The sequence below is a fragment of the Pseudoalteromonas sp. SMS1 genome, from assembly GCF_021530565.1.
Taxonomy (GTDB): Bacteria; Pseudomonadota; Gammaproteobacteria; order Enterobacterales; family Alteromonadaceae; genus Pseudoalteromonas.
Genome location: NZ_JAKGBI010000003.1, coordinates 406,309 through 430,841 on the forward strand (window position 1 = coordinate 406,309; position 24,533 = coordinate 430,841).

General features: G+C 42.0%; 26 protein-coding genes and 1 tRNA gene. 20 read left to right on the forward strand and 7 right to left on the reverse strand.

The window, feature by feature from the left end; all coding sequences use genetic code 11:
- Positions 1-32: 32 nt before the first annotated feature.
- Positions 33-836 carry an inositol-1-monophosphatase gene (gene suhB / locus L1286_RS05535; protein ID WP_235405900.1) on the reverse strand — a complete coding sequence of 268 codons (804 nt, stop codon included), beginning with the start codon at positions 834-836 and terminating at the stop codon, positions 33-35.
- Positions 837-1,021: 185 nt separating this feature from the next.
- On the opposite strand from suhB, the gene trmJ reads away from it, so the two are divergent.
- The 16 genes from trmJ to L1286_RS05615 all read left to right on the forward strand — a co-directional run bounded on the left by trmJ (position 1,022) and on the right by L1286_RS05615 (position 14,836).
- Positions 1,022-1,759 (forward strand): tRNA (cytosine(32)/uridine(32)-2'-O)-methyltransferase TrmJ, encoded by a 738-nt coding sequence (trmJ, locus tag L1286_RS05540; RefSeq protein WP_235405901.1) that lies wholly within the window; start codon positions 1,022-1,024, stop codon positions 1,757-1,759.
- 204 nt (positions 1,760-1,963) lie between these two features.
- Entirely contained in the window at positions 1,964-2,455 is a 492-nt protein-coding gene (gene iscR / locus L1286_RS05545; protein WP_063374549.1) for a Fe-S cluster assembly transcriptional regulator IscR, read from the forward strand.
- Positions 2,456-2,479: 24 nt separating this feature from the next.
- Positions 2,480-3,694, forward strand: coding sequence for an IscS subfamily cysteine desulfurase (locus L1286_RS05550; RefSeq protein ID WP_235405902.1), 1,215 nt, complete (start codon positions 2,480-2,482; stop codon positions 3,692-3,694).
- Positions 3,695-3,753: 59 nt separating this feature from the next.
- A complete protein-coding gene (gene iscU / locus L1286_RS05555; protein ID WP_063358837.1) occupies positions 3,754-4,137 on the forward strand; it encodes a Fe-S cluster assembly scaffold IscU in 384 nt (127 codons plus the stop codon).
- Positions 4,138-4,147: 10 nt separating this feature from the next.
- Positions 4,148-4,471: an iron-sulfur cluster assembly protein IscA gene (iscA, locus tag L1286_RS05560; protein WP_235405903.1), complete on the forward strand. Its 324-nt coding sequence runs from the start codon at positions 4,148-4,150 to the stop codon at positions 4,469-4,471.
- Between the two features lie 63 nt (positions 4,472-4,534).
- Positions 4,535-5,059: a co-chaperone HscB gene (gene hscB / locus L1286_RS05565; protein WP_235405904.1), complete on the forward strand. Its 525-nt coding sequence runs from the start codon at positions 4,535-4,537 to the stop codon at positions 5,057-5,059.
- 32 nt (positions 5,060-5,091) lie between these two features.
- Complete coding sequence (gene hscA / locus L1286_RS05570) at positions 5,092-6,954, forward strand: Fe-S protein assembly chaperone HscA (protein ID WP_235405905.1); 1,863 nt, start codon at positions 5,092-5,094, stop codon at positions 6,952-6,954.
- Position 6,955: 1 nt separating this feature from the next.
- Positions 6,956-7,294, forward strand: a complete 339-nt coding sequence (gene fdx / locus L1286_RS05575; protein ID WP_063358841.1) for an ISC system 2Fe-2S type ferredoxin — start codon at positions 6,956-6,958, stop codon at positions 7,292-7,294.
- 64 nt (positions 7,295-7,358) lie between these two features.
- The gene (locus L1286_RS05580; protein ID WP_235405906.1) at positions 7,359-8,789 is read left to right on the forward strand and encodes an NAD-dependent succinate-semialdehyde dehydrogenase; all 1,431 of its coding nucleotides are present in this window, start codon (positions 7,359-7,361) and stop codon (positions 8,787-8,789) included.
- 141 nt (positions 8,790-8,930) lie between these two features.
- Complete coding sequence (locus L1286_RS05585) at positions 8,931-9,818, forward strand: sugar phosphate nucleotidyltransferase (protein ID WP_235405907.1); 888 nt, start codon at positions 8,931-8,933, stop codon at positions 9,816-9,818.
- Between the two features lie 43 nt (positions 9,819-9,861).
- Positions 9,862-10,932 (forward strand): phosphotransferase enzyme family protein, encoded by a 1,071-nt coding sequence (locus L1286_RS05590; RefSeq protein WP_235405937.1) that lies wholly within the window; start codon positions 9,862-9,864, stop codon positions 10,930-10,932.
- Between the two features lie 192 nt (positions 10,933-11,124).
- Complete coding sequence (locus L1286_RS05595; RefSeq protein ID WP_235405908.1) at positions 11,125-12,498, forward strand: Gfo/Idh/MocA family protein; 1,374 nt, start codon at positions 11,125-11,127, stop codon at positions 12,496-12,498.
- Positions 12,499-12,570: 72 nt separating this feature from the next.
- Positions 12,571-13,071, forward strand: coding sequence for a nuclear transport factor 2 family protein (locus L1286_RS05600; protein ID WP_235405909.1), 501 nt, complete (start codon positions 12,571-12,573; stop codon positions 13,069-13,071).
- Between the two features lie 82 nt (positions 13,072-13,153).
- A complete protein-coding gene (locus L1286_RS05605) occupies positions 13,154-13,408 on the forward strand; it encodes a YkoF family thiamine/hydroxymethylpyrimidine-binding protein (protein ID WP_235405910.1) in 255 nt (84 codons plus the stop codon).
- A complete protein-coding gene (gene pnuC / locus L1286_RS05610; RefSeq protein WP_235405911.1) occupies positions 13,408-14,028 on the forward strand; it encodes a nicotinamide riboside transporter PnuC in 621 nt (206 codons plus the stop codon). Before L1286_RS05605 ends, pnuC begins: the two co-directional genes overlap by 1 nt.
- Positions 13,982-14,836, forward strand: a complete 855-nt coding sequence (locus L1286_RS05615; protein WP_235405912.1) for a phosphotransferase — start codon at positions 13,982-13,984, stop codon at positions 14,834-14,836. The genes pnuC and L1286_RS05615 overlap by 47 nt, the downstream gene beginning before the upstream one ends.
- Positions 14,837-14,859: 23 nt before the next feature.
- On the opposite strand, the gene L1286_RS05620 is transcribed toward L1286_RS05615, so the two are convergent.
- The gene (locus L1286_RS05620) at positions 14,860-15,042 is read right to left on the reverse strand and encodes a helix-turn-helix domain-containing protein (RefSeq protein WP_235405913.1); all 183 of its coding nucleotides are present in this window, start codon (positions 15,040-15,042) and stop codon (positions 14,860-14,862) included.
- 210 nt (positions 15,043-15,252) lie between these two features.
- Between L1286_RS05620 and L1286_RS05625 the strand changes: the two genes are divergently transcribed.
- A tRNA-Arg gene (locus L1286_RS05625) sits at positions 15,253-15,327 on the forward strand.
- 20 nt (positions 15,328-15,347) lie between these two features.
- Here L1286_RS05625 and L1286_RS05630 read toward each other — a convergent pair.
- The 3 genes from L1286_RS05630 to recQ all read right to left on the reverse strand — a co-directional run bounded on the left by L1286_RS05630 (position 15,348) and on the right by recQ (position 19,205).
- Positions 15,348-17,033: a POTRA domain-containing protein gene (locus L1286_RS05630; RefSeq protein WP_235405914.1), complete on the reverse strand. Its 1,686-nt coding sequence runs from the start codon at positions 17,031-17,033 to the stop codon at positions 15,348-15,350.
- A 73-nt stretch (positions 17,034-17,106) separates the two neighbouring features.
- Positions 17,107-17,406 carry a DUF3630 family protein gene (locus L1286_RS05635; RefSeq protein WP_235405915.1) on the reverse strand — a complete coding sequence of 100 codons (300 nt, stop codon included), beginning with the start codon at positions 17,404-17,406 and terminating at the stop codon, positions 17,107-17,109.
- 11 nt (positions 17,407-17,417) lie between these two features.
- Complete coding sequence (gene recQ, locus L1286_RS05640; RefSeq protein WP_235405916.1) at positions 17,418-19,205, reverse strand: DNA helicase RecQ; 1,788 nt, start codon at positions 19,203-19,205, stop codon at positions 17,418-17,420.
- A gap of 327 nt (positions 19,206-19,532) precedes the next feature.
- Between recQ and rarD the strand changes: the two genes are divergently transcribed.
- Positions 19,533-20,441, forward strand: coding sequence for an EamA family transporter RarD (rarD, locus tag L1286_RS05645; RefSeq protein WP_235405917.1), 909 nt, complete (start codon positions 19,533-19,535; stop codon positions 20,439-20,441).
- 28 nt (positions 20,442-20,469) lie between these two features.
- Here the strand turns inward: rarD and L1286_RS05650 are convergent, their stop codons facing one another.
- Positions 20,470-21,705 carry a diguanylate cyclase gene (locus tag L1286_RS05650; RefSeq protein ID WP_235405918.1) on the reverse strand — a complete coding sequence of 412 codons (1,236 nt, stop codon included), beginning with the start codon at positions 21,703-21,705 and terminating at the stop codon, positions 20,470-20,472.
- A gap of 149 nt (positions 21,706-21,854) precedes the next feature.
- On the reverse strand, positions 21,855-22,238 hold the full coding sequence (locus L1286_RS05655; RefSeq protein WP_235405919.1) for a DUF413 domain-containing protein: 384 nt from the start codon (positions 22,236-22,238) through the stop codon (positions 21,855-21,857).
- A gap of 85 nt (positions 22,239-22,323) precedes the next feature.
- Between L1286_RS05655 and L1286_RS05660 the strand changes: the two genes are divergently transcribed.
- Positions 22,324-23,172, forward strand: coding sequence for a LysR family transcriptional regulator (locus L1286_RS05660; RefSeq protein ID WP_235405920.1), 849 nt, complete (start codon positions 22,324-22,326; stop codon positions 23,170-23,172).
- A 166-nt stretch (positions 23,173-23,338) separates the two neighbouring features.
- Positions 23,339-24,277: a porin gene (locus L1286_RS05665; protein ID WP_235405921.1), complete on the forward strand. Its 939-nt coding sequence runs from the start codon at positions 23,339-23,341 to the stop codon at positions 24,275-24,277.
- The last annotated feature ends 256 nt before the right edge of the window (positions 24,278-24,533 follow it).

Genomic DNA, 24,533 nt, shown 5'->3' on the forward strand with positions numbered 1-24,533 from the left:
TGGGTTTTTTAGTTCAAAAGCCGCTATCTAACTTACTTTAGCAGTGACTCAGTCAATACTGGACGAATTTCTTTTACAATGGCCTGACAAAGCTTTGGCGCTCCACACACAATATTACCGCTGTTGTTGTAATTGGCACCGCCAGCGAAGTCCATCAACATACCACCTGCTTCCTTTACAAGCAGTTCGCCAGCCGCTGTGTCCCAAGGTTTTAAACCAATCTCGTAGAAGCCATCGATACGACCAGCTGCAACATATGCCATGTCTAAAGCTGCAGAACCAGCACGACGGATATCCGCGGTATGAATGAATAATGCTTTGAATGCTTCAGTGTAGGCATCTAAGTGGTGCTTTTGTTTGAAAGGGAAACCTGTCGCAAGCACGCTACCAGCAAGTTCGTTGCTCTTAGTTACGCGGATACGTTTGTTGTTAAGTTGTGCACCTTGACCACGTGAAGCGGTAAATAGTTCGCTACGCACTGGGTCATAAATAACAGCCTGTTCAACACGGCCTTTTACTTTAAGTGCGATAGAAATAGCGAAGTGAGGGATGCCCTTGATGAAATTGGTCGTGCCATCAAGTGGATCAATAACCCAAAGGTAATCATTGTCTTTGCCATCTGTATGACCTAGCTCTTCTCCAACGATTGCGTGGTCTGGGTAAGATTTTAAAATAGTGTCACGGATCACACGTTCAGCTTCTGTGTCAACACTCGTAACAAAGTCATTAGTACCCTTTTGGGTCGCTTCAACCTGAGACAAATCTTCACATGCACGTAAGATCACTTTACCCGCGTTACGCGCAGCGCGTACCGCAATGTTTAACATTGGATGCATAGCATTACCTTTGAATTGTAAAAGAACTAAATTTTTTGAGCCGGCGTATTCTAGCGACTTTTTGGATAAAGTAAATAACTTTCACTGAAAATGTTTGTTGTTTTTTTATACAGTCATGGTGATGGTATCGGGATATGCGCCTATGTTAAACTACGTCATTATTTTTGTTTGAGATATTAACGAGCATGGCATTACAAGATATTAGAATTGTACTTGTGAATACTTCACATTCTGGAAATATTGGCTCAGTTGCACGCGCAATGAAGACCATGGGCTTTTCACAGCTTTATTTAGTTGACCCTGCGTGTGAGGTCGACAGTCATGCGAGCGCTTTAGCTGCAGGTGCGACAGATGTACTCGGTAATGCAGTGACAGTTGAAAAGTTAGAAGATGCTATTGCTGATTGTAGCTTAGTGATCGGAACAAGCGCGCGCTCACGTACGTTATCTTGGCCAATGGTCAACCCTAGAGAGTGTGCACAAAAACTGGTTGCTGAATCTGTATCAGGCCCTGTTGCGTTGGTATTCGGTAGAGAAAATAGTGGGTTAACAAATGAAGAGCTACAGCTTTGCAATTACCACGTTTGTATCCCAGCGAATCCTGATTATAGTTCATTGAACTTAGCGATGGCCGTTCAGACGTTGACCTACGAAACACGTATGACATTTTTGGATACACAGGACGTGCAACCAGAAGAAGACGACACAAAGTATCCAACTTCAGAGCAAATGGAATTGTTTTATGAGCACCTTGAGTCGACACTCAGCGAGACGGGCTTTATTGTAAAACAGCACCCAGGCATGGTCATGACCAAGCTTAAACGCCTTTTCAATCGCGCAAGACCCGAAGATCAAGAGTTAAACATTCTGCGTGGCATCTTGAGCTCTGTGAACAAATCCACCAAACAAAATGCCAAAGATTAATTAGTTTCAACTCAGTAATACTTGACTAAATTACTCGGGTAATTACAATGTCCGTAATACCTGATTAAATTAGTCAGGTATTACTCATTAGCTAACTTAGTAAGTAGTAACTTATTTAATAAGCAATAGATGTCGTAAATACTTGACTATCTTAGTCAGGTAATTACAATTTGCGACTTTGATAAATTTTACCTAGAGGCGCGTATGAAACTGACTTCAAAAGGCAGATATGCAGTAACAGCAATGCTTGATGTTGCTTTGCACGCCAACATCGGTCCTGTGCCTCTGGCTGATATTTCTGAACGACAAGAAATATCTCTATCATATCTAGAACAATTATTCGCACGATTACGCAAACATGGGCTTGTGAGTTCTGTTCGAGGTCCCGGCGGTGGTTATTTGTTAGGGCGCGATGCACACACAATATCAGTTGGCGATGTCATCAATGCCGTTGATGAATCCGTAGACGCTACTCGTTGTCATGGCGAAGGTGGCGGTTGTCAAAGTGGCATGCGTTGTTTGACTCACACTTTATGGTCAGATTTAAGTGTGCGAATAGAAGAGTTCTTGAACAGTATTTCCCTTGCCGAGCTAGTCGCCAACTCTGATGTGCAATCTGTTGCATCACGTCAGGATAGAAGCGTTAGCGATGCGATGAAGCAATTAGATAACATTCAAGTGAGTTGCCAACTTTAATTTTGGCGTCAAGCGGAGAAAGAAATGAAATTACCGATATATTTAGATTATGCTGCAACCACGCCGGTTGATCAGCGTGTTGCTGACGAAATGATGCAATGCCTGACAATGGATGGTAATTTTGGTAATCCTGCGTCCCGTTCACACCGTTTTGGTTGGCAGGCCGAAGAATTAATTGACCAAGCGCGTAACGATATCGCTGATTTAATTAATGCTGATCCTCGAGAAATTGTATTTACATCTGGTGCAACTGAATCTAACAACCTTGCTATTAAAGGTGCTGCTAATTTCTACCAAAAGAAAGGTAAGCACATCATCACTGTTAAGACAGAGCACAAAGCCGTTATCGACACCTGCCGTGAGCTGGAGCGCCAAGGGTTTGAAGTCACTTATATGGACGTTGAAGAAAACGGCCTACTAGACTTGAAAAAGCTTGAGCAAGAAATGCGTGAAGACACCATTTTAGTGAGTGTTATGCATGTAAATAATGAGCTAGGTGTGATTCAAGATATCACGACTATTGGTGAAATGTGCCGTGAGCGCAAAATTATGTTTCACGTAGATGGTGCCCAAAGTGCCGGTAAAGTCGCGATTGATATGAAACAATTAAAAGTAGACTTCATGTCTTTCTCTGGCCACAAGGCGTATGGTCCAAAGGGCATCGGCGCACTTTATGTTCGCCGTAAGCCACGTGCACGTCTAGAAGCACAAATGCATGGTGGTGGTCATGAGCGTGGTATGCGTTCAGGCACGTTGGCAACACATCAAATTGTAGGCATGGGCTCTGCTTTCCGTATTGCAAAACAAGACTTTGATAAAGATTATGCGCATATTAGCGCATTACGTCAGCGCCTAATTGACGGCATTATGGATATGGAAGAAGTGTACTTTAACGGCACTGTAGACCAATCTGTACCAGGTATCGTGAACATCAGCTTTAACTACGTTGAAGGTGAATCACTCCTGATGGCTGTTAAAGATATTGCTGTATCTTCAGGTTCTGCATGTACTTCTGCGAGCCTCGAACCTTCATACGTATTGCGTGCACTTGGTCGCAATGATGAATTGGCACATAGCTCAATTCGTTTCAGCATTGGACGTTTTACGACTGAAGAAGAAATTGACTACACCATTAAGCTAATCAAAGACTCCATCGGCCGTTTAAGAGAAATGTCTCCTCTTTGGGAAATGTTTAAAGATGGCATCGATTTAGATTCAGTTGAGTGGGCACACCATTAAGCAAGTCAGCTTATATTGACACTGTAGCAGGTATATAAGCGGTTAGTGAGGAAAGAGTTATGGCATATAGTGATAAAGTAATTGACCACGTGGAAAACCCACGTAACGTAGGTACGTTAGACAAAAACGACCCGAATGTAGCAACTGGCATGGTTGGTGCGCCAGCGTGTGGTGACGTAATGAAGCTGCAGATTAAAGTTTCAGATGAAGGTGTTATTGAAGACGCGAAGTTTAAAACTTATGGCTGTGGTAGTGCAATTGCTTCATCTTCATTGGTAACGGAGTGGGTGAAAGGTAAAACATTAGACCAAGCAGCTGAAATTAAAAATACAGATATTACAGCTGAGCTTGAGTTGCCACCTGTAAAGATCCACTGTTCAATCCTAGCTGAAGATGCTATCCAAGCTGCGATTGCAGATTACAAAAGCAAACAGGCGAAGTAAGAGATAGATTATGGCAGTGACATTAACTGAAGCAGCGGCAAATCGTGTACAGACGTTCCTGAAAAATCGAGGAAAAGGCATTGGATTGCGTGTAGGCATTAAAACTACGGGTTGCTCAGGTCTTGCATATGTTCTCGAGTTCGTTGATGAACTTGCAGAAGGTGATGAAGTGTTCGAAGAAATGGGCGTTAAAATCATCGTAGATGCAAAGAGTTTGGTTTATATCGACGGCACGGAATTGGACTACACCAAAGAAGGTCTAAATGAAGGGTTTAAGTTTGTTAACCCAAACCAAAAAGACGAATGTGGGTGTGGTGAAAGCTTTACTGTTTAGCCAACGATAATTAAGTTTGAGCTGAAGCCCTGCCTTGGTAGGGCTTTGCTGTATTAGGTCCGTATGCGATATTTTGAATTATTTAACTTACCAGCAGATTATAACGTTGATTTAAACTTATTGAATCAACGTTATTTAGAGTTGCAAAGAGCTGTACACCCAGACAAGTTTGCTGGCAAGAGTGAGCGAGAAAAGCTTCTCGCAGTGCAAAAAACAGCAGAAATAAATGACGCGCTAGCAGTGCTAAAACACCCAGTCAAAAGGGCTGAGTATATGTTGAGTGAGCAGGGCGTGGATATACGTGCAGAGCAACAAACTTTACAAGATCCGGCGTTTTTAATGCATCAAATGGAACTTCGTGAAGCGCTCGAAGATATACAGCACAGCTCAGATCCCGAAACTGAAATTGATGCGTTTGAATCGCAAGTAAAGCTGTTAGACAAACAGTATAGCGAAAAGCTCGCAGAGCAGTTGTTAGCGCAAGATATATCTGTGTTAGAAGTTGCTGCGGATAATGTTCGCAAGCTAAAGTTTATTTATAAGCTACGTGAAGAGTTGTCTCGCATTGAAGACACTCTTCTCGATTAATTTAGCGTCACTACTTAAGTTAAAAGAATACTATGGCACTATTGCAAATTGCTGAGCCGGGGCAAAGCGCGGCACCACATGAACATAAACTCGCTATTGGTATCGACCTAGGCACTACAAACTCGTTGGTTGCCACTGTGCAAAGTGGTGAAGCCAGAACTCTGCCAGATCTTAATGGTGAAGCAATGTTGCCTTCAGTGGTGCGTTACCACGCTGAGTCAGTCACCGTTGGTAAAGATGCCCAGCTGGCAGCCGTTGAAGATCCAACTAATACACTCATCTCAGTAAAGCGATTTTTAGGCAAATCGATTTCAGAAGTTGAAGCCAGATATCAACAATTGCCTTATGAGTTTGTAGAGCACCAAGGTGCGTTGGCGATTAGCACTATCGCTGGTCCAATCAACCCAATTCAAGCATCTGCGGAAATATTAAAATCTCTTTATCAAAGAGCGACAGAAAGCTTTGGTGGTGAAGAAATTGTTGGTAGTGTTATCACAGTACCTGCATATTTCGACGATGCACAAAGACAAAGCACCAAAGATGCAGCTGAAATCGCAGGATTGAAAGTCCTGCGTCTGTTAAATGAACCTACAGCAGCCGCAGTGGCTTATGGATTAGATTCAGGTCAAGAAGGCGTGATCGCCGTTTATGACTTAGGCGGGGGAACGTTCGATATCTCTATCTTGCGTTTGAATCAAGGTGTATTTGAAGTATTGGCAACTGGCGGTGATTCAAGCCTAGGTGGCGATGACTTCGACGCTTTGTTGGTTGAACACTTTAAGTCAGAGTTAAACTTAAGTGATTTAACGCCCCATGAATTGCGTTTATTAATCCAAAAAGCAAAAGCATGTAAAGAGGCACTTAGCAGCTACGAAAAGGTCAATGTTAAATTACCTCTACGTGGCGAAGAGCACATTGTTACAGTAACACAAAGCCAATTTGCTGATCTTGTTACACCGTTAGTGAAGCAGACTTTGAGAGCATGCCGCCGTGCCTTAAAGGATGCTGAAGTTGGCAAAGAAGATGTGCTTGAAGCAGTGATGGTTGGAGGTTCAACCCGCATGCCAGTGATCAGAGACGCTGTAGGAGAGTTTTTTGCCAAACAGCCATTAACCTCCATTGATCCGGATCGGGTTGTAGCGATTGGTGCTGCCATTCAAGCTGATATTTTGGCTGGAAATAAGCCGGATTCCGATATGCTTCTATTGGATGTATTACCACTTTCTTTGGGCTTGGAAACGATGGGCGGGTTGGTTGAGAAAATCATTCCACGCAACACCACCATACCCGTCGCGAGAGCCCAAGAGTTCACCACATTCAAAGATGGCCAAACTGCGATGTCTTTACATGTGCTACAGGGTGAGAGAGAGTTGGTCGATGACTGCCGCTCTCTAGCCAAGTTTAGCTTAAAGGGCATTCCCGCTATGGCGGCTGGAGCTGCACATATCAGAGTGACTTTTAAAGTCGATGCTGATGGTTTATTAAGTGTTTCTGCGACAGAGAAATCAACGGGTGTTCAGGCTGAAATTCAAGTGAAGCCCTCTTTTGGCTTAAGCGATGATCAAGTTTCACAAATGCTTAAAGATTCAATGAGTTTTGCAAAAGAAGATATGCAAGCACGGATGTTGAAAGAGCAGCAAGTCGAAGCGTTGAGAGTGCTGGAGGCTTTGGAAGCGTCGCTTGAAACTGAATCCCATTTACTAAACGAAGATGAATTAAAGGCCCTGCGTGCGGCAATGTCGATGTTAGAAGACAAGCGATTAAATGCATCTGAGCCTGAAGAAATAAAGCAAGCCATTGAAGTGGTTGACGGTGCAAGTAGTGAATTTGCGTCGCGCCGCATGGATGTATCAATTAAACAGGCACTGCAAGGTCAGTCAGTAGACGAGGTTTAAAATGCCACAAATTATCTTTTTACCCCATGAAGAGCTATGCCCAGAGGGCGCAGCGATCGATGCGAAATCTGGTGATACAGTACTGGATGTTGCGTTAAAAAATGGCATTAGCATTCCTCACGCATGTGAAAAGTCATGTGCATGTACCACGTGTCACGTTGTGATCAGAGAGGGCTTCGACTCATTAGAAGAGAGTGATGAGTTGGAAGACGATATGCTAGATAAAGCTTGGGGGTTAGAGCCTGAGTCACGTTTGGGTTGCCAAGCTATCATTAACGATGAGGACTTAGTGGTCGAAATTCCAAAGTACAATCTTAATATTGTAAATGAAGAGCACTAATCGGAAGTTATTTTGAAAAAAGGCTGTAGTTAACCACTACAGCCTTTTTTATTTGGAGCACGATATGTCTAAAGAAGTGTATACCACACACTCAATAATGAATGGGCGAGCACTGAGTTCGACGGACACCGTTGAGGTTTTCAACCCAGCAGATAATTCCTTAATTGCGGTGGTTACAGAGGCGGATGAGCGAGCAACAGAGCAAGCACTACATTATGCTGAGCAGTGCTTTAATGTGCTCAAAGGCACCGCTGCGAAATCTCGAGCTGATATTCTTTTTCGCTGGTATCAATTAATCATGGACAATCAGGCGAGATTGGCAGAGCTGGTCACCTTAGAGCAAGGAAAACCAACAAAAGAATCACTCGCTGAAGTCGTTTATGCTGCTGGGTACGTTAAGTGGTTTGCACAAGAAGCGGAGCGTGCTTATGGCGCTGTGATCCCAGCTCACACGCCGAATCATCAAATTACAACGGTACAACAAGGTGTTGGTGTTGTAGTTGGCATTACGCCTTGGAATTTCCCTTTGGCGATGATCACACGCAAAGTGGCGCCAGCTTATGCTGCTGGGTGTAGCTTTATTTTAAAACCGTCTGAACTGACGCCACTTAGTGCCATTGAGCTTGCAAAACTTGCGTTGAAGGCTGGGTTTGAGGAGGGAGCTTTCCAAGTGCTTGTCACCTCAAAGCCTCATACACTTGTAGCGCAACTGCACTCTCATCCGGCTGTGCGTAAGCTGACTTTTACTGGCTCGACAGCGGTTGGAAAATTATTGTTAGAACATACTGCAAGATCAGTCATGCGTACTTCCTTAGAGCTCGGTGGCAATGCCCCCTTTATTGTTTTCGGTAGTGCAGATTTAGAGGCTGCGCTTGAGGGCTTAATGAGTGCTAAGTTTCGTAATGCAGGACAAACGTGCATTGCTGCAAATCGCATATTTTTGCACAGCAGTATAAAAGCGCAATTTATGAACATGCTAAAAGCGCGCGTGCAAGGTTTAACAATTGATGGTACACACACAGCAGATCTTGGTCCGCTAATCAATGAAGATGCCAAACAAAAGGCTTTGGGTTGGGTGTCTGAGGCAGTGAACGACGGGGCAGTCATTGCATATCAAGGCAGTGCGATGAAAGGTAACTTTATGTCACCGGTTATTTTAGAGAACGTACGGTCCGACATGGTCATTTATAACGCTGAGGTGTTTGCGCCTGTAGTGAGTGTGATCGAGTTTGACGAGGAGGAGCAGGTAGTTGCGATGGCAAATGACGTTGAAGCAGGCTTGGCTGCATACATGTATTCGACGGATATTGCGCAGCTCCATCGTGTCTCTATGGAGTTAGATTTTGCCATGATAGGCCTCAATGAAGGTGCGATTTCTAATCCTGCAGCACCATTTGGAGGAATGAAAGAATCGGGCCTTGGAAGAGAAGGGGGTATGGAAGGGCTTCATGAATACCTCGAAGTTAAGTATCTTTGTCAGCGCATTGCAAAGTAAGTTCTATTGCAATTTTACTGCGTAGTTAGACATAGAATTGCAAAAATTGTATTTGGAACAATGCAATTTTTGCAATTACTTTAAATTTGTGCAAAAGCTAGGTAGACTCCTTGCTCTAAAGAAGTTGCTAGTGAATATACAATGACGAATGCAATATTACCTACACTGGTTATTTTAGCCGGTGGTTTAGGGACACGTTTTGGTGGTGGAAAGCAAATTGCTGAATTGCCAAAAATAGGTAAAACAATCATGGAACTCAGCATTATAGATGCCTATCGTGCTGGTATTAAGCACGTGGTTTTAGTTGTCAATGACAACGTACGGCCAGTCATTGAGTCGAGAATATTACCCAGATTGCCATCAGATTTAAAAGTGGATTTGGCAAATCAATCAGTCGATGACGTACCGAGCCGTTTTGCCTCACTTGCTGCTCAGCGCCAGAAACCTTGGGGCACAGGACATGCATTGCTTTGTGCAAAACCTTTTGTGTCAGGTAATGCAGTAGTCATCACTGCTGATGATTATTATGGACCTCATGCTTATGTTCAATTAGTTGAACATTTTTGTAATAAAGATCATGACACTAGCAAAATGGCAATAGTAGCCTATCCTTTAAAACAGACGATGTCTGAGGTGGGTGGAGTTAACAGAGGTATTTGTGAGGTGTTTCAAAACCACCTTTCTTCAGTCAAAGAGTTTACAGACATTAAGCACGCTGAACATGGTTTTGTTGGGATACATGGTACACAATCAAAACGGATCGACGAAGGCGTACTCGTATCCATGACATGTTGGGGTATTACCCAAGCGTTGTTTACACATTTGGAGAAGCAATTTGAGTGCTTTTTAGAATGCCATGACAGCGATGTCAAAAAAGAGTATTATCTACCCGATTGTATTCAGCATATGATTAATTTAGAGCAAGCCAATGTGCGTGTGTACCCTGCACGCGACAGGTGGTTTGGTGTTACATATAAAGAAGAAATAGACAGTGTCGCAGGAAAAATACATGAACTACGTCACGGATGAATTAGCCGCAAGTTTAATTATTACACCCATTTACAAGGTTAGTATGGAATATCGTTCTATCGCTGAACATTTGGCTGAGCAGTATGGCCTGTCAGGTGAAGAAATCTCAATGAAGCCGATTGGAAGTGGGCATATCAATACGACTATGCTATTGACGGATGGAGATCGCGCATTGGTTGTGCAAAAGTTGAATACAACTGTATTTCCACAGCCACAGCACTTAGTCGATAATGCTCGTTTAATTGAGCAACATCTAGATTCAAAATCACGGGCTGGCTTGTATGGTCTAGGGATAATAAAGCATATCGCTACAATATCTGGAGACTTTTTGATTGAATACCAAGGCGAAGTATGGAGAGCGCTTGAGTTCATAGGTAAAAGTTACAGTGAAGACGTGGTAGATTGTGCGATAAAAGCGCAAACTGCAGCTGGCGCATTTGGTGGTTTTGCCAATGCATTGAATGATTTTGATGCAAAACAGCTTAATACTGTGATCCCTGATTTTCATAATTTAGGCATGAGAATTGAAAAGCTTAAACAGTTAATTGAGGAAGATCCTCACGGAAGGTGCGGATCATGTGTTGATGAAATTGAGTTTTGCCAATCACAATTTGCACTTGCTCAAGAAGTGACTGCTGTCGAGGCGACTTTGCCTCTGCGTGTTTGTCACAATGATACTAAAATTAACAACATGCTCTTTAATTCAGAGACGCACAAAGCAAAAGCTGTGATTGACCTTGACACGTGCATGCCAGGCTATTGGTTATATGACTTTGGAGACATGGTACGTACTTTTTGTTCACCAGAGCAGGAAGACTCTACTAACTTGAGCAATGTCATTGTGCGTATCGATATCTTTGAAGCAATCGTGAATGGATATATCTCGGCTGTGGCTGACAAACTAACCGACGCAGAAAAGCAAAGTTTCATTTTAGGTGCTAAGGTGATGCCGCTGATGATAGGTATTCGCTTTTTAACAGATTACATCGATGGTGATAATTATTTTGCCACTAAACATGATACACACAACCTTGAGCGGGCGAGAAACCAGTTCGCCCTATATAAAGATATAGTAAATAAAGAAGCGCAGTTGAGCGTAATCATAAACACATAAAAAAAGCGCATTCGCGCTTTTTTTATGTGTTTAATCGCATCCTTTTGCTTTGCCAACAAACCTTGTATAAGTTAGCGTGACAAACTTCAGCGATATACGTGTTTTATAGCGTCGTATATTGACTAGCTACGTTTTGAACTTTAAGTCAAAAACTAACAAACAGTAAAAAATAGGCTTACTCTAGGAACAAAGATGACTCATATAAATAGACGACACTTTTTGAAAGCAGCAGGTGCAGCAGCGGCTGCTAGCATGGTATCTGGGTGCGCTCAAACACGAAGCCAGCATGCACCGCACGAGATCTCCTCAGGAAAGTCAGTCATTGGCTTAATTGCACCTAAAATGGATGTCGTAAAAGTAGCTTTTATAGGTGTGGGCCAACGTGGTTATGGGCATGTTAAACGTATGAGCCATATTGAGGGGGCGGAGATTGTCGCATTATGCGACACGCATAACGAAGTTTTGGAACGTTCTGCACAATACCTCATTGACAAAGGAGAAACTAAACCTACGCTTTATGGAAGCCATGAGTTGGCGTATCAAGATATGCTCGCGCGACATGATATTGATATTGTCATTATATCTACACCATGGAAATGGCATGCACCGATGGCAATCGACACGATGAATAGTGGCAAGCATGCATTTGTAGAAGTTCCTCTAGCATTGACCGTTGAAGAGATGTGGCAGATTGTGGACACTGCCGAGCGGACCCAGAAAAATTGTATGATGATGGAAAACGTCAATTATGGACGTGACGAATTGATGGTCCTAAACATGGTTCGTCAAGGCCTTTTCGGTGAACTCTTACATGGAGAAGCAGCATATATTCATGAACTAAGATGGCAAATGAAGGAAATTGAGCATAAAACGGGCTCATGGAGAACTGAGTGGCACACCAGACGTGACGGCAATTTATATCCTACGCATGGCCTTGGCCCAGTGTCCCAATATATGAATATCAATCGTGGTGATCGCTTTGATTATCTCACTTCTATGAGTTCTCCTGCGCTAGGTAGGGCGGCTTATGCGCAAAGAGAATTCGACGCCAACCATGCGCGCAATCAGTTGAACTATATTTGTGGTGACATGAATACCACAATGATTAAGACCGTAAAAGGACGTTCGATTATGGTACAGCATGACACAACGACCCCAAGGCCTTATTCTCGACATAACTTGATCCAAGGCACCAATGGGGTGTTTGCTGGTTTTCCTAACCGTATTGCGTTGGAAAACGGTGGAAGAGGTTCATTCCATGATTGGGATGAAGATATGAGTTATTGGTATGGTAAATATGACCATCCTTTATGGGTCAAAATGGGTAAAGAAGCAGAGCGAAACGGTGGTCATGGTGGTATGGACTTCTTGATGTTTTGGCGCATGATTTATTGTTTGAGAAATGGGGAGCCTCTCGATCAAGATGTGTACGATGGTGCTGCTTGGTCGGTGATTTCGCCACTTTCAGCTCAATCCGTTGCCAACAGAAGTGAATCTATCTCTATACCTGACTTTACTCGAGGTCAGTGGCAAACAGCACAGCCGCTTGGTATTGTCGGAGCCTAATAAAAAAAGCGCCAAGATGGCGCTTTTTTTATGTTTAAATAGAACTCACTTCAAGCAATAAACAATCTTAATATGCTAAAAAATATCAGCTTATATTTACTACTTATCATGCTCAGTGGTTGCACTAGCATCCCCAAAAAAAAGCCACCTTTTGAGATCTCTGCTGTTGTAAATCAGTACCTCACCACTTATCAGGCGAGGGATAATTTTGAGCATTTTCTGTCCTTCTATGATGATGAAGTTGTTTTGGAAGACATGCTGTATGGAGTGAAAGCAACCAACAAAAAAGCTTTTTCGGCATTTTTTAACTGGCAAGCGGGTGATTTTAAAGTGTTAAATGGTAAGCAAACTTTTGAGGTCTCGCAAATTGTCATTGATGATGAGCAACGCACCGTTGTTGTATCTGGTGTGTTTAATCCTTTTTCCTTTAACGAACAAAAATTAGGGCCTTGGCGCTTTACAACCGTATTGAAATTTAACCAAGCTGGGTTGATTGTTTACCAACAAGACTGGATTAACTATTTCCCTCGATCATTTGTTAGTGAAGCGACAAACTTAAACGGAACACACTAGCTCAAGTTATTTTGCCCAATGGGTACCTTAGCATGTACACTGCTGGGCAAATTGATGCGCTAACCACACTGAGGAACGACCAATGCAGCTTTCTGTTGAGATTAGTAAATATCCACTACATTCAGATTATATCCCATTTATCAAGTCATTCATTGACCGGCTGAATACGCATAGTGGCCTCAAAGTTATTACAAACACCATGTCTACGCAAATTTTTGGTGAGTATGATCTAGTGATGAATGTACTTCAAAATGAAATGAAAGCCTCTTACGAACAATTTGGAAAGAGTGTTTTTGTATGTAAGTTTATATCTGGCGACTTATCTCCTGAGGCATAATGGAACTAATTTATGAAACCCTTGCAGGGTTCACTGCAATGTCCAAGTGGGAATATTTAGCTGTTGTTCTGTCAATGGCTTATCTATTGCTGGCGATAAAAGAAAATATCTGGTGTTGGCCAGCGGCATTTGTTAGCACCTTCATATACACCATTATGTATTGGAACGGTGCGCTATTAATGGAGTCATTGCTACATTTTTACTATTTGGTAATGGCATTTGTCGGTTGGTGGATGTGGCGTTCGGGCAAGAAAAATAAAGAATCACAGATAGTTTCTTGGTCATTAAATCGACATGTGGTGATCATTGTCGTCACAGCGTGTGTGGCGGTCATGATGGGTTATATTACCGATACCTATACGCACGCTGATTTGCCATATCTAGATAGTGTGACTACGTGTTTCGCAATCGTTACCACCTATTTGGTCGCTAAAAAGGTTCTGGAAAATTGGCTGTATTGGATATTGATTGATGCCACTTCAATGTATTTGTACTACCTAAAAGGGTATTACCCGACCTTAGCACTTTACGTTTTTTACACGATTATGGTGTGTTGGGGTTATAAGAAATGGTATGAAGAATACAACAAAAAGGAAGGTAAACCACTTGGTGAACTCTGACCTAGCAGAAGCGCAAGCTATTTTGCAAAAGTTATATCCCAATCAACAAGTTTGCAACGTTAGAAAGCTTACAAAAGGGCTGAGTAATCAAAATTTTTACTTCGAACATGCAGGGGCCAAGAAGTTACTAAAGTTAATGTCTGGGTCAGTCCCTGTTGATGCTTTGCAAGTTCAATCACAGCTTGCAAAGCAGTCAAAAGCACAGCGGGTCATACACATTGATGAGAAGAGAAAATTTATTGTTTTGGAGTATCTCAATGCGGTATCTGCTGACGTGAGATTGTCACAGTCCCTGATTCAAGCCCTTAGTGATATTCACCAAAGTAAATCATTAGATAAATCAGAGCTAGACCTCGTTACTTTCCTTGAAGAAGCTGCACCGCTTTTAAAGCTAGAGTCATTGGCAAAACACTTAGTGTCACTGCTTACAAAGGTGGAGAGGGACATTTGCTTTTGCCACAATGATTTAGTGAAAGACAATATCATTGAAACGGCCAACGGACCTTGCGTCATCGACTTTGAATATGCTCAGAATAACGATTTATATTTTGATCTGGCAGCACTGTGTTGTTCTTTCTCTTTGTCTCAACCGGAAAAACGAGCGTTAATTAAGCAGTATTATGAAACGCGCAGTGACACGCCACCCATTTATGCTGAGGATAAACTTGAGATATTTATCGGGTGTTACCTTATTTTAAGTATGGCTTGGTACTTTCAAAGGCAAGAAGTAGTGCTCTATGAGCACTTACAGACATTGTTTAATGCATGGTATGAATCATTCAAAGAAGTGTTGCCTCGTGGGTCTTAGACCTAACGAGGCGCGTATGCAGGTTAAATCCCACCTAGCCGTTTAGCTAGCTCTTTATATTTTTCGACATCATCCTTGTCAAAGATCGGTTGGCCATCTTCATCATGGTCTTTTGCAATTAATAAGTTTTCTCTTGCAAGCCGTCTTACACGCTCCACTTTTACACTTAAAAACTCTGCAACTTGCTCAGTGGTCATAGGGGTCATAATACAAATCCTCTAGATGATGTTAGGTAGCTTAGCTACTAAAATCGATTTACGTTTATTATTGTTAAACTCTAAGCATAGCTAAATTTATAAGAATTAGTCCAATTGAATATGTTTTTTAATAATTAGTTTAAATAATAGACATACGAGTTAGACTAGGCTGGTATTTCGATAAAGATATGATTATCATGAAGCTGCGTTACATGCTGTGCTCTCGTGGTGAAATGGATATCACGTGGCTCTCCGGAAGCTAAGTTACAGGTTCGATCCCTGTCGAGAGCGCCAGTATCTATCTAATGCAATGATTAAAAACGATTCTTTACGGTGAAGTGCCATTGGACAGAGTCTACTTTATCTGGTTTGTTAATTGGGGCTGCCAAATCTAAATGCAGTACCAGACCTGAATTTGCGCGACTCGGCGCCATTCTTAATCCAAATCCTACGTTTTTATAAAATTTACTATTTTCTAAAAAGAGTGCTTTGCCATCCACCCTGCCAATATCAAAATAGGCTGCGCCTCCTACTTTAAAAAGTTGTAACAGATCGTATTCCCAATAATAGCGTTTCTCTAAATTGACAACGATGCGCCTTTCGCCTTGCAGGTAACGTGCTGGGTAGCCTCTCAGCCCTGTTTCTCCTCCAAGTGTTAACTGTTTGTCTGCGGTTAAGTGTTTGCCATGCGTGATGTTTAGTTGAGCATACCAAGATTGTAAGTCATGGGTATTTAAGTAGTACTCCAAATTTAACTGTGTGATGAGGTTTTCAGCCTCCCCCGTGTCAACATTCCAGTTTCCATCAATTGAGAAGAGAAAGCGTGTCAAACTCTGTTCGGAGCTAAAATGCGCCTTACTGACTACGGCATTGAGAATCCAACGCGAATCGTCATCCGAAATTGAATCGTCGGAGTACCCTATTGATGTATTAATATTCCAGCCTAAATTAAGGTCTTCGGTACGATAAATTGAGTCAAAGTTTTTAACTTTGATGAATGCGTCTTGAAACCATTGTGTTTGTATATAGGGGTAGCTGAGAGATCTATTTTCAGCAATGGGCAAAGTGGTTTCTTTAATTCGAGTAAAAGTATGTTTTTCGTCTCTATAGCCAAGAATGAGTCGCCTTGTCCAGCCATTACTTTGTTGACTTGCCATACCAAAGTAAGCTTGAGAAAGCTCAGTTTCTTGTAAAAACTCTGATACGGTTTCGCCATTTTCGTATAGGGGCTCAATCCGTTTGTCGGCAAAGTTGAGTCCCCCGTAACTGTATGGGGTATTAGTTGAAAAAAATGGGTAATCAACGCCAATATAGTGTCTCTCACCATCATCATTGTCTGAATACTCTAGACGGCCTTGATATCGAGTTGAGAGAATATTTGGATCATCGTAAACGAAAAGGTAGCCACTGCGGTCAGTATCATCAATGTGTGTCAAAGACAGTCTTTTGCCATGGCCGAAAAGATTACTTTCTCGAAAGCCAATTCGACTCGAGTTTTCGCCGCCACTTCTACTGAAACTAATATCTGGTAAGAGTGTCCAAAGGTCTCGGGTGACGACCGTAACGGCTACATTTCCGTCGCAGTCTGGTTCTGCAAATACTCTGGCATCATATAGATAAGATTGTTTGCGCAGCAGGCGCTCTGACTCTCTTAAAAGTTGAGGGTTGTACAGGCTATTTTCTTTGAACAGCAAGATGCTTTTAATAACTTCGGGCTTAGTTGTTACATGCGCCCGATTTGCAAATCGAAACAAAGCATTATCTTCTTCAGGTAAGGACGTATCGAATACATTGAGTTGATGCAGTGTAATCGAGGAAATCGTGGCATTTTCGAGCTTAGGGAGGGTGTGCTCTGAGCTGAGCTCGCGGGTAAAGCTACCGTCGGTGATCTCAACAGGGCGATCATTTCCACAACTCTTGAGCCATGAGGACTGGCCCAGAGGCCAAGTAGAAAAAGAGATGCCTAAAAATACTAAAAAACAAATTCTTGCTAGCACCATATGCATGCCTAATACCGTTTTTATTCTTATTAGTATGGCTTAATTTAGGCACACATGCTTGGGTAAGTCTATATTATTGTTGTAAATTTGTACTGATTACTTTGTGTAAGTGAGCGATTAATGCAGTTGCATCAATGCCTTCAGGCGAAATCCATATGCTTTCACTGTAGTGTTCATAATTGAGATTGTACGTCTGGCGTTTGAACTCGAAGCGCCATTGATGTCGATCTGCCCCCTGATTAAATTCGATGGTTTTGACGCTTTCTATCGCTAGAAAAACCTCTCCCCACAATTTGAAGTCATCACTGTGAGGCAACAGGGTGGGTGTGATCACAAGCACATTTGTGTCTTCGAGATAGGTAATTGCGGTCATAAATATTCCAGTTATTCTGCAGCCAGGTAATTACGGATTAATTGCATAAAGGGGGCGCCATATTTAGTAAGCTTGGTAAACCCAACACCTGACACTTTTAAAAATTCACTATCATTGGTCGGCGTTTGCTGAGCCATTTCCGCCAGTGTTTTATCGTTAAAGACAACATAGGGCGGAACATCATCTTGATCTGCAAGTTCTTTTCGTAAGCTCCGCAGTTTCGCAAAGAGCTTTCTATCGTAGTTAAATTGCGCGAGTTTATCTTGATAAACGTGACTTGCTTGTAGGCGAGGCTCTGCCAAACTTAAGGCATACTCTCCTTTGAGTACTGCTCGAGCAGCTTCCGTGAGTCTCAAGGTGGCACCCTGTGTTATATCTTGTGCCAATAAGCCATGATGAATGAGCTGACGTAACACACTGAGCCAATATTCGTTGCTATGTTCTTTACCGATACCATACGTACTGAGTTCATGATGTTGATTGTCCCTGATCCGTGCGGTATTTGCCCCGCGGAGCAAATCGACAATATAGCCCAGACCAAAGCGCTGTTGTGCCCGGTATACACAAGACAATGCCTGTTGCGCCACGATGGTGGCATCAAAGCTTTTTGGTGGGTTTAGACAGATATCACAGTTGCCACAGGGCTCGCGTTGGTATTCGCTAAAATAGTTCAGTAGTATTTGTCTACGACAAGTTTGCGCTTCAGCAAAATTGGCCATTGCGTTAAATCTTTGCTGCTCTACTTTTCTTCGCTGTTCGTCCGGAATGTCTTCAAAAAAGCGTCTGACTCTTCCAATGTCAGCGGGATCAAAATACATAATTGCTTCGGCAGCGAGCCCATCTCGCCCGGCTCGGCCAGTTTCCTGATAGTAGGCTTCAATGCTTTTTGGTATATCGTAGTGTAAGACAAATCGAACGTTAGGTTTATTGATCCCCATACCAAAAGCAACTGTTGCGACAACAATTTGGACATCATCCCGAGCGAAAGCATTTTGCACAAACTGCCGTTGCTCACTTTCCATACCTGCGTGATAGGCTGCCGCATTAAAACCGCCATCGGCCAACTTTTCAGCAATTTCATCGACACGGCGACGACTTGAGCAATAGATAATACCACTTTGCCCTTTTTGCGTTTTTAAATAGCGCATAAGTTGCGAGAGTGGTTTAAATTTTTCTTCAATGGTGTAGCGGATATTGGGTCTATCGAAACTACCAGTATGTATAAAGGGCTCTAATAAGCTCAGTTGGGTCACAATATCTGTCCGGGTTGCCATATCGGCTGTGGCAGTTAATGCCATAGTCGGAACGTGGGCAAACGCTTGCTTAAGCTCGTTTAAACGACAGTAATGTGGGCGAAAGTCATGACCCCAATGTGACACACAATGCGCTTCGTCGATAGCAAACAATGACAGTGGTAATTGACTTAAGCGATCTAAAAAATCGCGCTGAAGTACTTTTTCAGGGGCAACATAAAGCAGCTTAATTTCGTTATTGTGTAGACGCTGATAAATGCTTTGCTGTTGCTGCCAATCGATGCTGTTATTGATAAATTCGGCTGATATACCTTGTGCTTGTAGCTGCGCTACCTGATCTTGCATTAAAGAGATGAGTGGTGAAACAACAATTGTTACACCTGGTAGCATGAGTGCCGGTACTTGATAGCATAGAGATTTACCGCCACCTGTGGGTAACAAAACTAAACTGTCACGCCCACTCAGACATGCTTCTATTACTTCTAGTTGGCCAGACCTAAAGCTTGTATAACCAAAATATTCTTTTAATACAGATTGGGGAGTCAATGATTCTTAAGTCGCGAGTGTTTCCATTGCGCGCATTTTAGAGGTTTTTGGTGAAATTGTCTTCCTTTTATGAGGATTCTTTGGCTGCTAAACTGGGTGGCGAGCAAAAGTACTTGATTAAGTATTTTAGGCTCCGAAAAACAATATCAATTAGGTAGTAATTAAGACCGTTTACTGAGTTAGTAGTACTACCTTGGCATGTTCACGATACGCACTGTAAACAAATTAGTCCTTTATTATTGCTTAAATTGCACTGCCATGGTGGTGCATTATTAATTCTGTATAATGCTGCCTTCTTCACGAGTGGGTGACAAATAGGGGAGTGAAATGACAACAGATGCGAGCGTGCGACAAGGCTATTTATATGCAACACTTGCGTTCATAATGTGGGGCCTTGCGCCTATCTATTTTAAGTCGATTGAGCATGTGGATGCGCTAGAAATACTCGTCCATCGTGTGATTTGGTCAGTGGTATTCATACTCGTTGTAATTACGGTAAGAAAAAACTGGCATACCGTGCGTAAAGTACTAGGCAATGCCAAGCTAATGATGATGTTGGTGGTTACCGCTTTGTTGCTAGGCTTTAATTGGGGGCTATTCATTTGGGCTGTAAACAACGGTTATATGTTGGATGCAAGTCTCGGTTATTACATTAACCCCTTATTAAATGTGTTCCTAGGTATGTTATTTTTGTCTGAAAAATTACGATTTGGACAAAAAGTAGCGGTACTGCTTGCTTCTACAGGCGTTATCATTCAACTCGTCAGCTTTGGATCGTTTCCGTACATTGCTTTGTCTTTGGCATGTTCATTCGCGATTTACGGTTTGCTGCGTAAAAAAATGGCGGTAGATTCATTGCCCGGCATTTTTATTGAATCGCTTATTTTGTTACCAATCGCTTTAGTATACTGGTATTTCCTTGAGCCGAGCTTAACTAGTAACATGTTTGGTAATGTATGGGATCTTAACTTACTGCTGATTGCAGCAGGTATAGTCACCACGTTACCACTATTGAGTTTTACAGGGGCTGCCAAAAGGTTGCCTTATTCAACTCTTGGCTTTTTCCAATATATTGGTCCTAGCTTAATGTTTACGTTAGCAGTGGTGTTTTATGGTGAGCAATTTGACGTCGAACGCGCTGTGACTTTTGCATTTATTTGGGGGGCGTTACTGCTATTTTCGATTGATTCTTTAAAAGCAAGTAGAGCCAAGAAAATCGTTGCTCCTCAGAGTTGATGTGTATACGTTGCCTCTTAAGCTTTGTTTAAGAGGCAATTTGATTACGCCCAGACTCTTTTGCTTTATACAGATTTTCATCGGCGATTTTAATTAAAGGGTCGATACTCTCAATAACCTTATCAACGACGCCAATAGAAACCGTAAAGGGGATATGGTAAGGGGTGAGGGAGCTACTATTCTTTTCTAGAAAAAGCCTAAAGTTCTCTAACTGTGCCATATTCTCTTTATTGTTTGCTGAGCGAAACAGTACGGCAAACTCTTCACCGCCAAGTCTTGCATATAGGTCATGCTGGAAAAATTTCTCAAAGCACTCCCCAATAGATTGCAGAACTTTATCTCCCGCATCATGTCCATGCTGGTCATTAATCTTTTTAAAAAAGTCGATATCAACCATTGCAAGCATACTCGGTTGGCTCTGCCTACTATTAATTGCAAGTAATTTACTCGCATGTTCAAAAAAGTATCGGCGGTTAGGCAACTGGGTTAAATAATCTGTATTTGCTTGTCTTCTTATGGTTGCAATGTTTTCGAGCATATCCACGTTTTGGCTTAAACGACAATAAAACTCTTCAGGGTTAAAGGGTTTTCTTAAGTAATCGTTCGCGCCACTTTTTAAAAAGCGCGCAGATAGATAGGCATTATTGGTGCCGGAGATACCAATTATGGCTTTGTCATCATTACTATATAGTCGGCGAATTTCCGCACACAATTCTTCGCCACGCATGCGCGGCATCTCATTGTCGGTAATAATCACGTCTATGTCTGGATTCTGGTTTAGGGTTTCTAATGCTTCTACGCCATCACCGGCGACATAGACCTGATATTTGTGCCTTTCGAGCAGTGAACTGATATGTCGTCGTGTTGCCGCTGAGTCATCAACAACCAAGACCTTAACTTGTTCATTGCGAGGTAGCCTTTGTAACTGCTTTTTGAGGTACTGATAAGCTTGTTTGTTTTCTTTAGTGATGTAATCAATGACGGGGTATTTATCGACGGTATCTCGAGTGCTAGATTCTAGGTTACCCGTCATTACAATCGTAGGGATGTTGGCTTTGACAGTGTAGGGGATAGCTTCCCCATTTGAGGCATCAGGCAAAACAAAGTCTACCACGGCGCAAAAGTAGTTGTGATCGTTAATGAGCCTTTTTGCACTTTCCAATGTCGTAGCCACGTCAACATCGTAGCCAACTGAGCTTGCAATGTGTTTTTGGACTTTTGCAATAGTCGGAGTGTCTTCAATGATTAGCACTTTTCTTAACACACGCACAACCTTAACAGTCTTTTATTACTTCAGTTTTAACTGAAAGCGGAAAAAAAGCAATGAAGAAAATAAGATTCACACGGGGAAGCCTATGATAGTTTCTAGCATTGCCCCGTATTTATGCCCATATTATAATTTTTAACGCTCACTTAACTCGTTGTTTCGACCGCTGAGAGGTCTTCATTGGTTTTCATGGTTTCATAGTGAGAAGGGGGTTTGACTTGGCTACTTAGTGTATGAATTCGGTGCTTACGTGTGGTCAGTGCTAGGTATTTACACCAAATTTTTTCAATTCTATTTACAGGTGCTCGCTTCGTTTTAAGCAAGTCGACAAATTGCTGTTGATAGGTATTCACTGGCGCGTATTTCTCTTCGCTTAATCCTTTGAGTAGGTACCCATGTTGTTGCAGCAGTTCAGACTCCAACAAAGTGAAATGACCGCTTCTAGAAAATCCCTGTGGAAAGTTCAAATCATCGTAAAATGATTTAGATGCAGCAAAAGCTTCTTTTAATTCCGCTATATTCATATCCATGATGTTTCCCTCGCATCGTTTGCAACGAGTATGGACTATTATTTTGGCTTTTTTAAACGAGATTTTTTAATCAAAAGGTGGGGTAATGGACAAGGAACTATTAAAAACTTTTGTCGAAGTTTCGAAGACTCGCCATTTTGGACGTGCGGCTGAAAATCTATATATAACTCAGTCGGCTGTAAGCTTCAGAATACGCCAATTAGAGCAGCATTTGGGCGTAAGTTTGTTCACCAGACAGAGAAATAATATTCAGTTAACTGCGCCAGGTGAAAGGTTGTTACCTCATGCGCAGATGCTACTAACGGGGATGCAAAGAGCAAGGTTAGATGTTGCGCTAGCCAATAATATGCGTCAGCAACTTTCACTGGCCGGCACGCCTAATATTTGGGATGCATATTTACAATTTGGCATAAATCAGATCGTGTCGTCTATGCCGGGGGTGTCGCTGGTGGCAGAAGTAAAAACTCAACAAGAGAGCACTAGACTGCTGCTCGAGCGTACATTAGATCTTGCGGTATTGTTCGATCCGCCAAAAGTAGATGAATTAATAGTTAGACAAGTTAAAAATTTGTCTATAATTCCAGTCAGTACCTTTAACACCAAGAATAAGGATGATTTTTTTGGCAAACAGTACGTGTATGTCGATTGGGGGACCGCGTTTTCACTATGGCATGCTAAGCAATTTGAAGGCACTGCGCCTCCTTATTTTCGTACGAGTACTGGACGTATTGCGTTGGAACTTATTTTACAATGTGGAGGCTCGGCTTACATACCTAAAATGTTAGCGATAGACTTAATTGAACAGCAAAAGCTGTTTCATGTCGGGTCTGTAGAGCATAGCTTTAGAGAAGTTTATGTTGCCTATCATAGCGGGAATGACCAGTCAGAGCACATAGAGACGATCGTCAACCTATTGGCCTCGATGAATGACTGAAATCAAGGTCTTTGTTTTGGTTGACATTACCTATTTATGACACGTGGCTGAACTTTAGGTTTCAATTAAATTTCATTTTTGTTTTGCGTGTAATATTTCTGTCACTTATAGCTGGCAGACTGCGCCTGTCTAATAAATTACGTGTTGCGATATTGAGGAAATACACATGAAACTAACCAAATCAGCATTATTACTCTCTATACTTAGTGGTCTATCTTTGAACGCTCATGCCGATGTTGATGTATATGGTAAAGCAAACCTATCAGTACAATCATCTGATGAAGGTGATGGCTCTTTTACTGAAGTGAAAAGCAATGCTTCACGTTTCGGTTTCAAAGGTTCTGAGAAGTTAGATTCAGGACTTGAAGTAATTTACAAACTAGAATTCCAAGTTGACGTGTCAGATGCGGATTCAAAAGGTGATGATGACAACATCACCGCACGTAACCAGTACGTTGGCTTAAAAGGCAAGTATGGTCAGGTTGTTATCGGCCGTAACGATACTGCTTTCAAGCAGTCACAAGGTAAGATCGATCTTTTTAACGACCTTGAGGCTGATATTAAAAATATTTTCAAAGGCGAAAATCGCTTAGGCGACTCAATTTCTTTCAAGTCAGCAAGCTTTAACGGGTTTAAAGTACTAGGTACTTTTATTGCTGAAGATGCGACTGATGGTGAAAATGGGTATTCAGGTGCATTAACATATGGCGACGCAAAGCTTAAAAAGTCCAAATTTTACGTATCTCTTGCGGGTGACAGCGAAGTAAAGGGTTACGATGCATTACGTGTATCTGGTCAATTCAAAGCGACTGATGACCTAAAATTAGGTGCAATGTATCAGAAACAAGAAAAAGTAGATGGTACGGGGACTGCTGATGGCTTCTTACTTAATGCTGCTTATAGTTTTGGCGCAAATACAGTTAAGCTTCAGTATCAAATGATTGACTTTGATGCGGCAGCTTCGAAAGATGTTGACGGCATCAGCATTGGTATCGACCACAAACTAGCGAAAGCGGCCAAGTTATATGCATTCTATTCATCTGTTGACGAAGACAGTGGTACAGAAGAAGATTATTTAGGTCTTGGTATTGAATACAAGTTCTAATAAAGCGCTTATAATCAAAAACTGAACAACAAAAGCCCTCTAAATTAAGAGGGCTTTTTGTTTTTAGCTTGTTTTTCACACATAAAAAGAGAGGTTTGTGTGTTATTTGCCCAAATAGGGGCTTTTTTTCATTTTCTTCCAAAAAACGCTTGCGCCATTCTTAAATCTCCCTATAATGCGCACCCACTGACACGGCGGGATGCAGCGAAAAACGCAAACCAAAGTGAAGGGCAAAGTTAAATTGAAAGGTTGATTT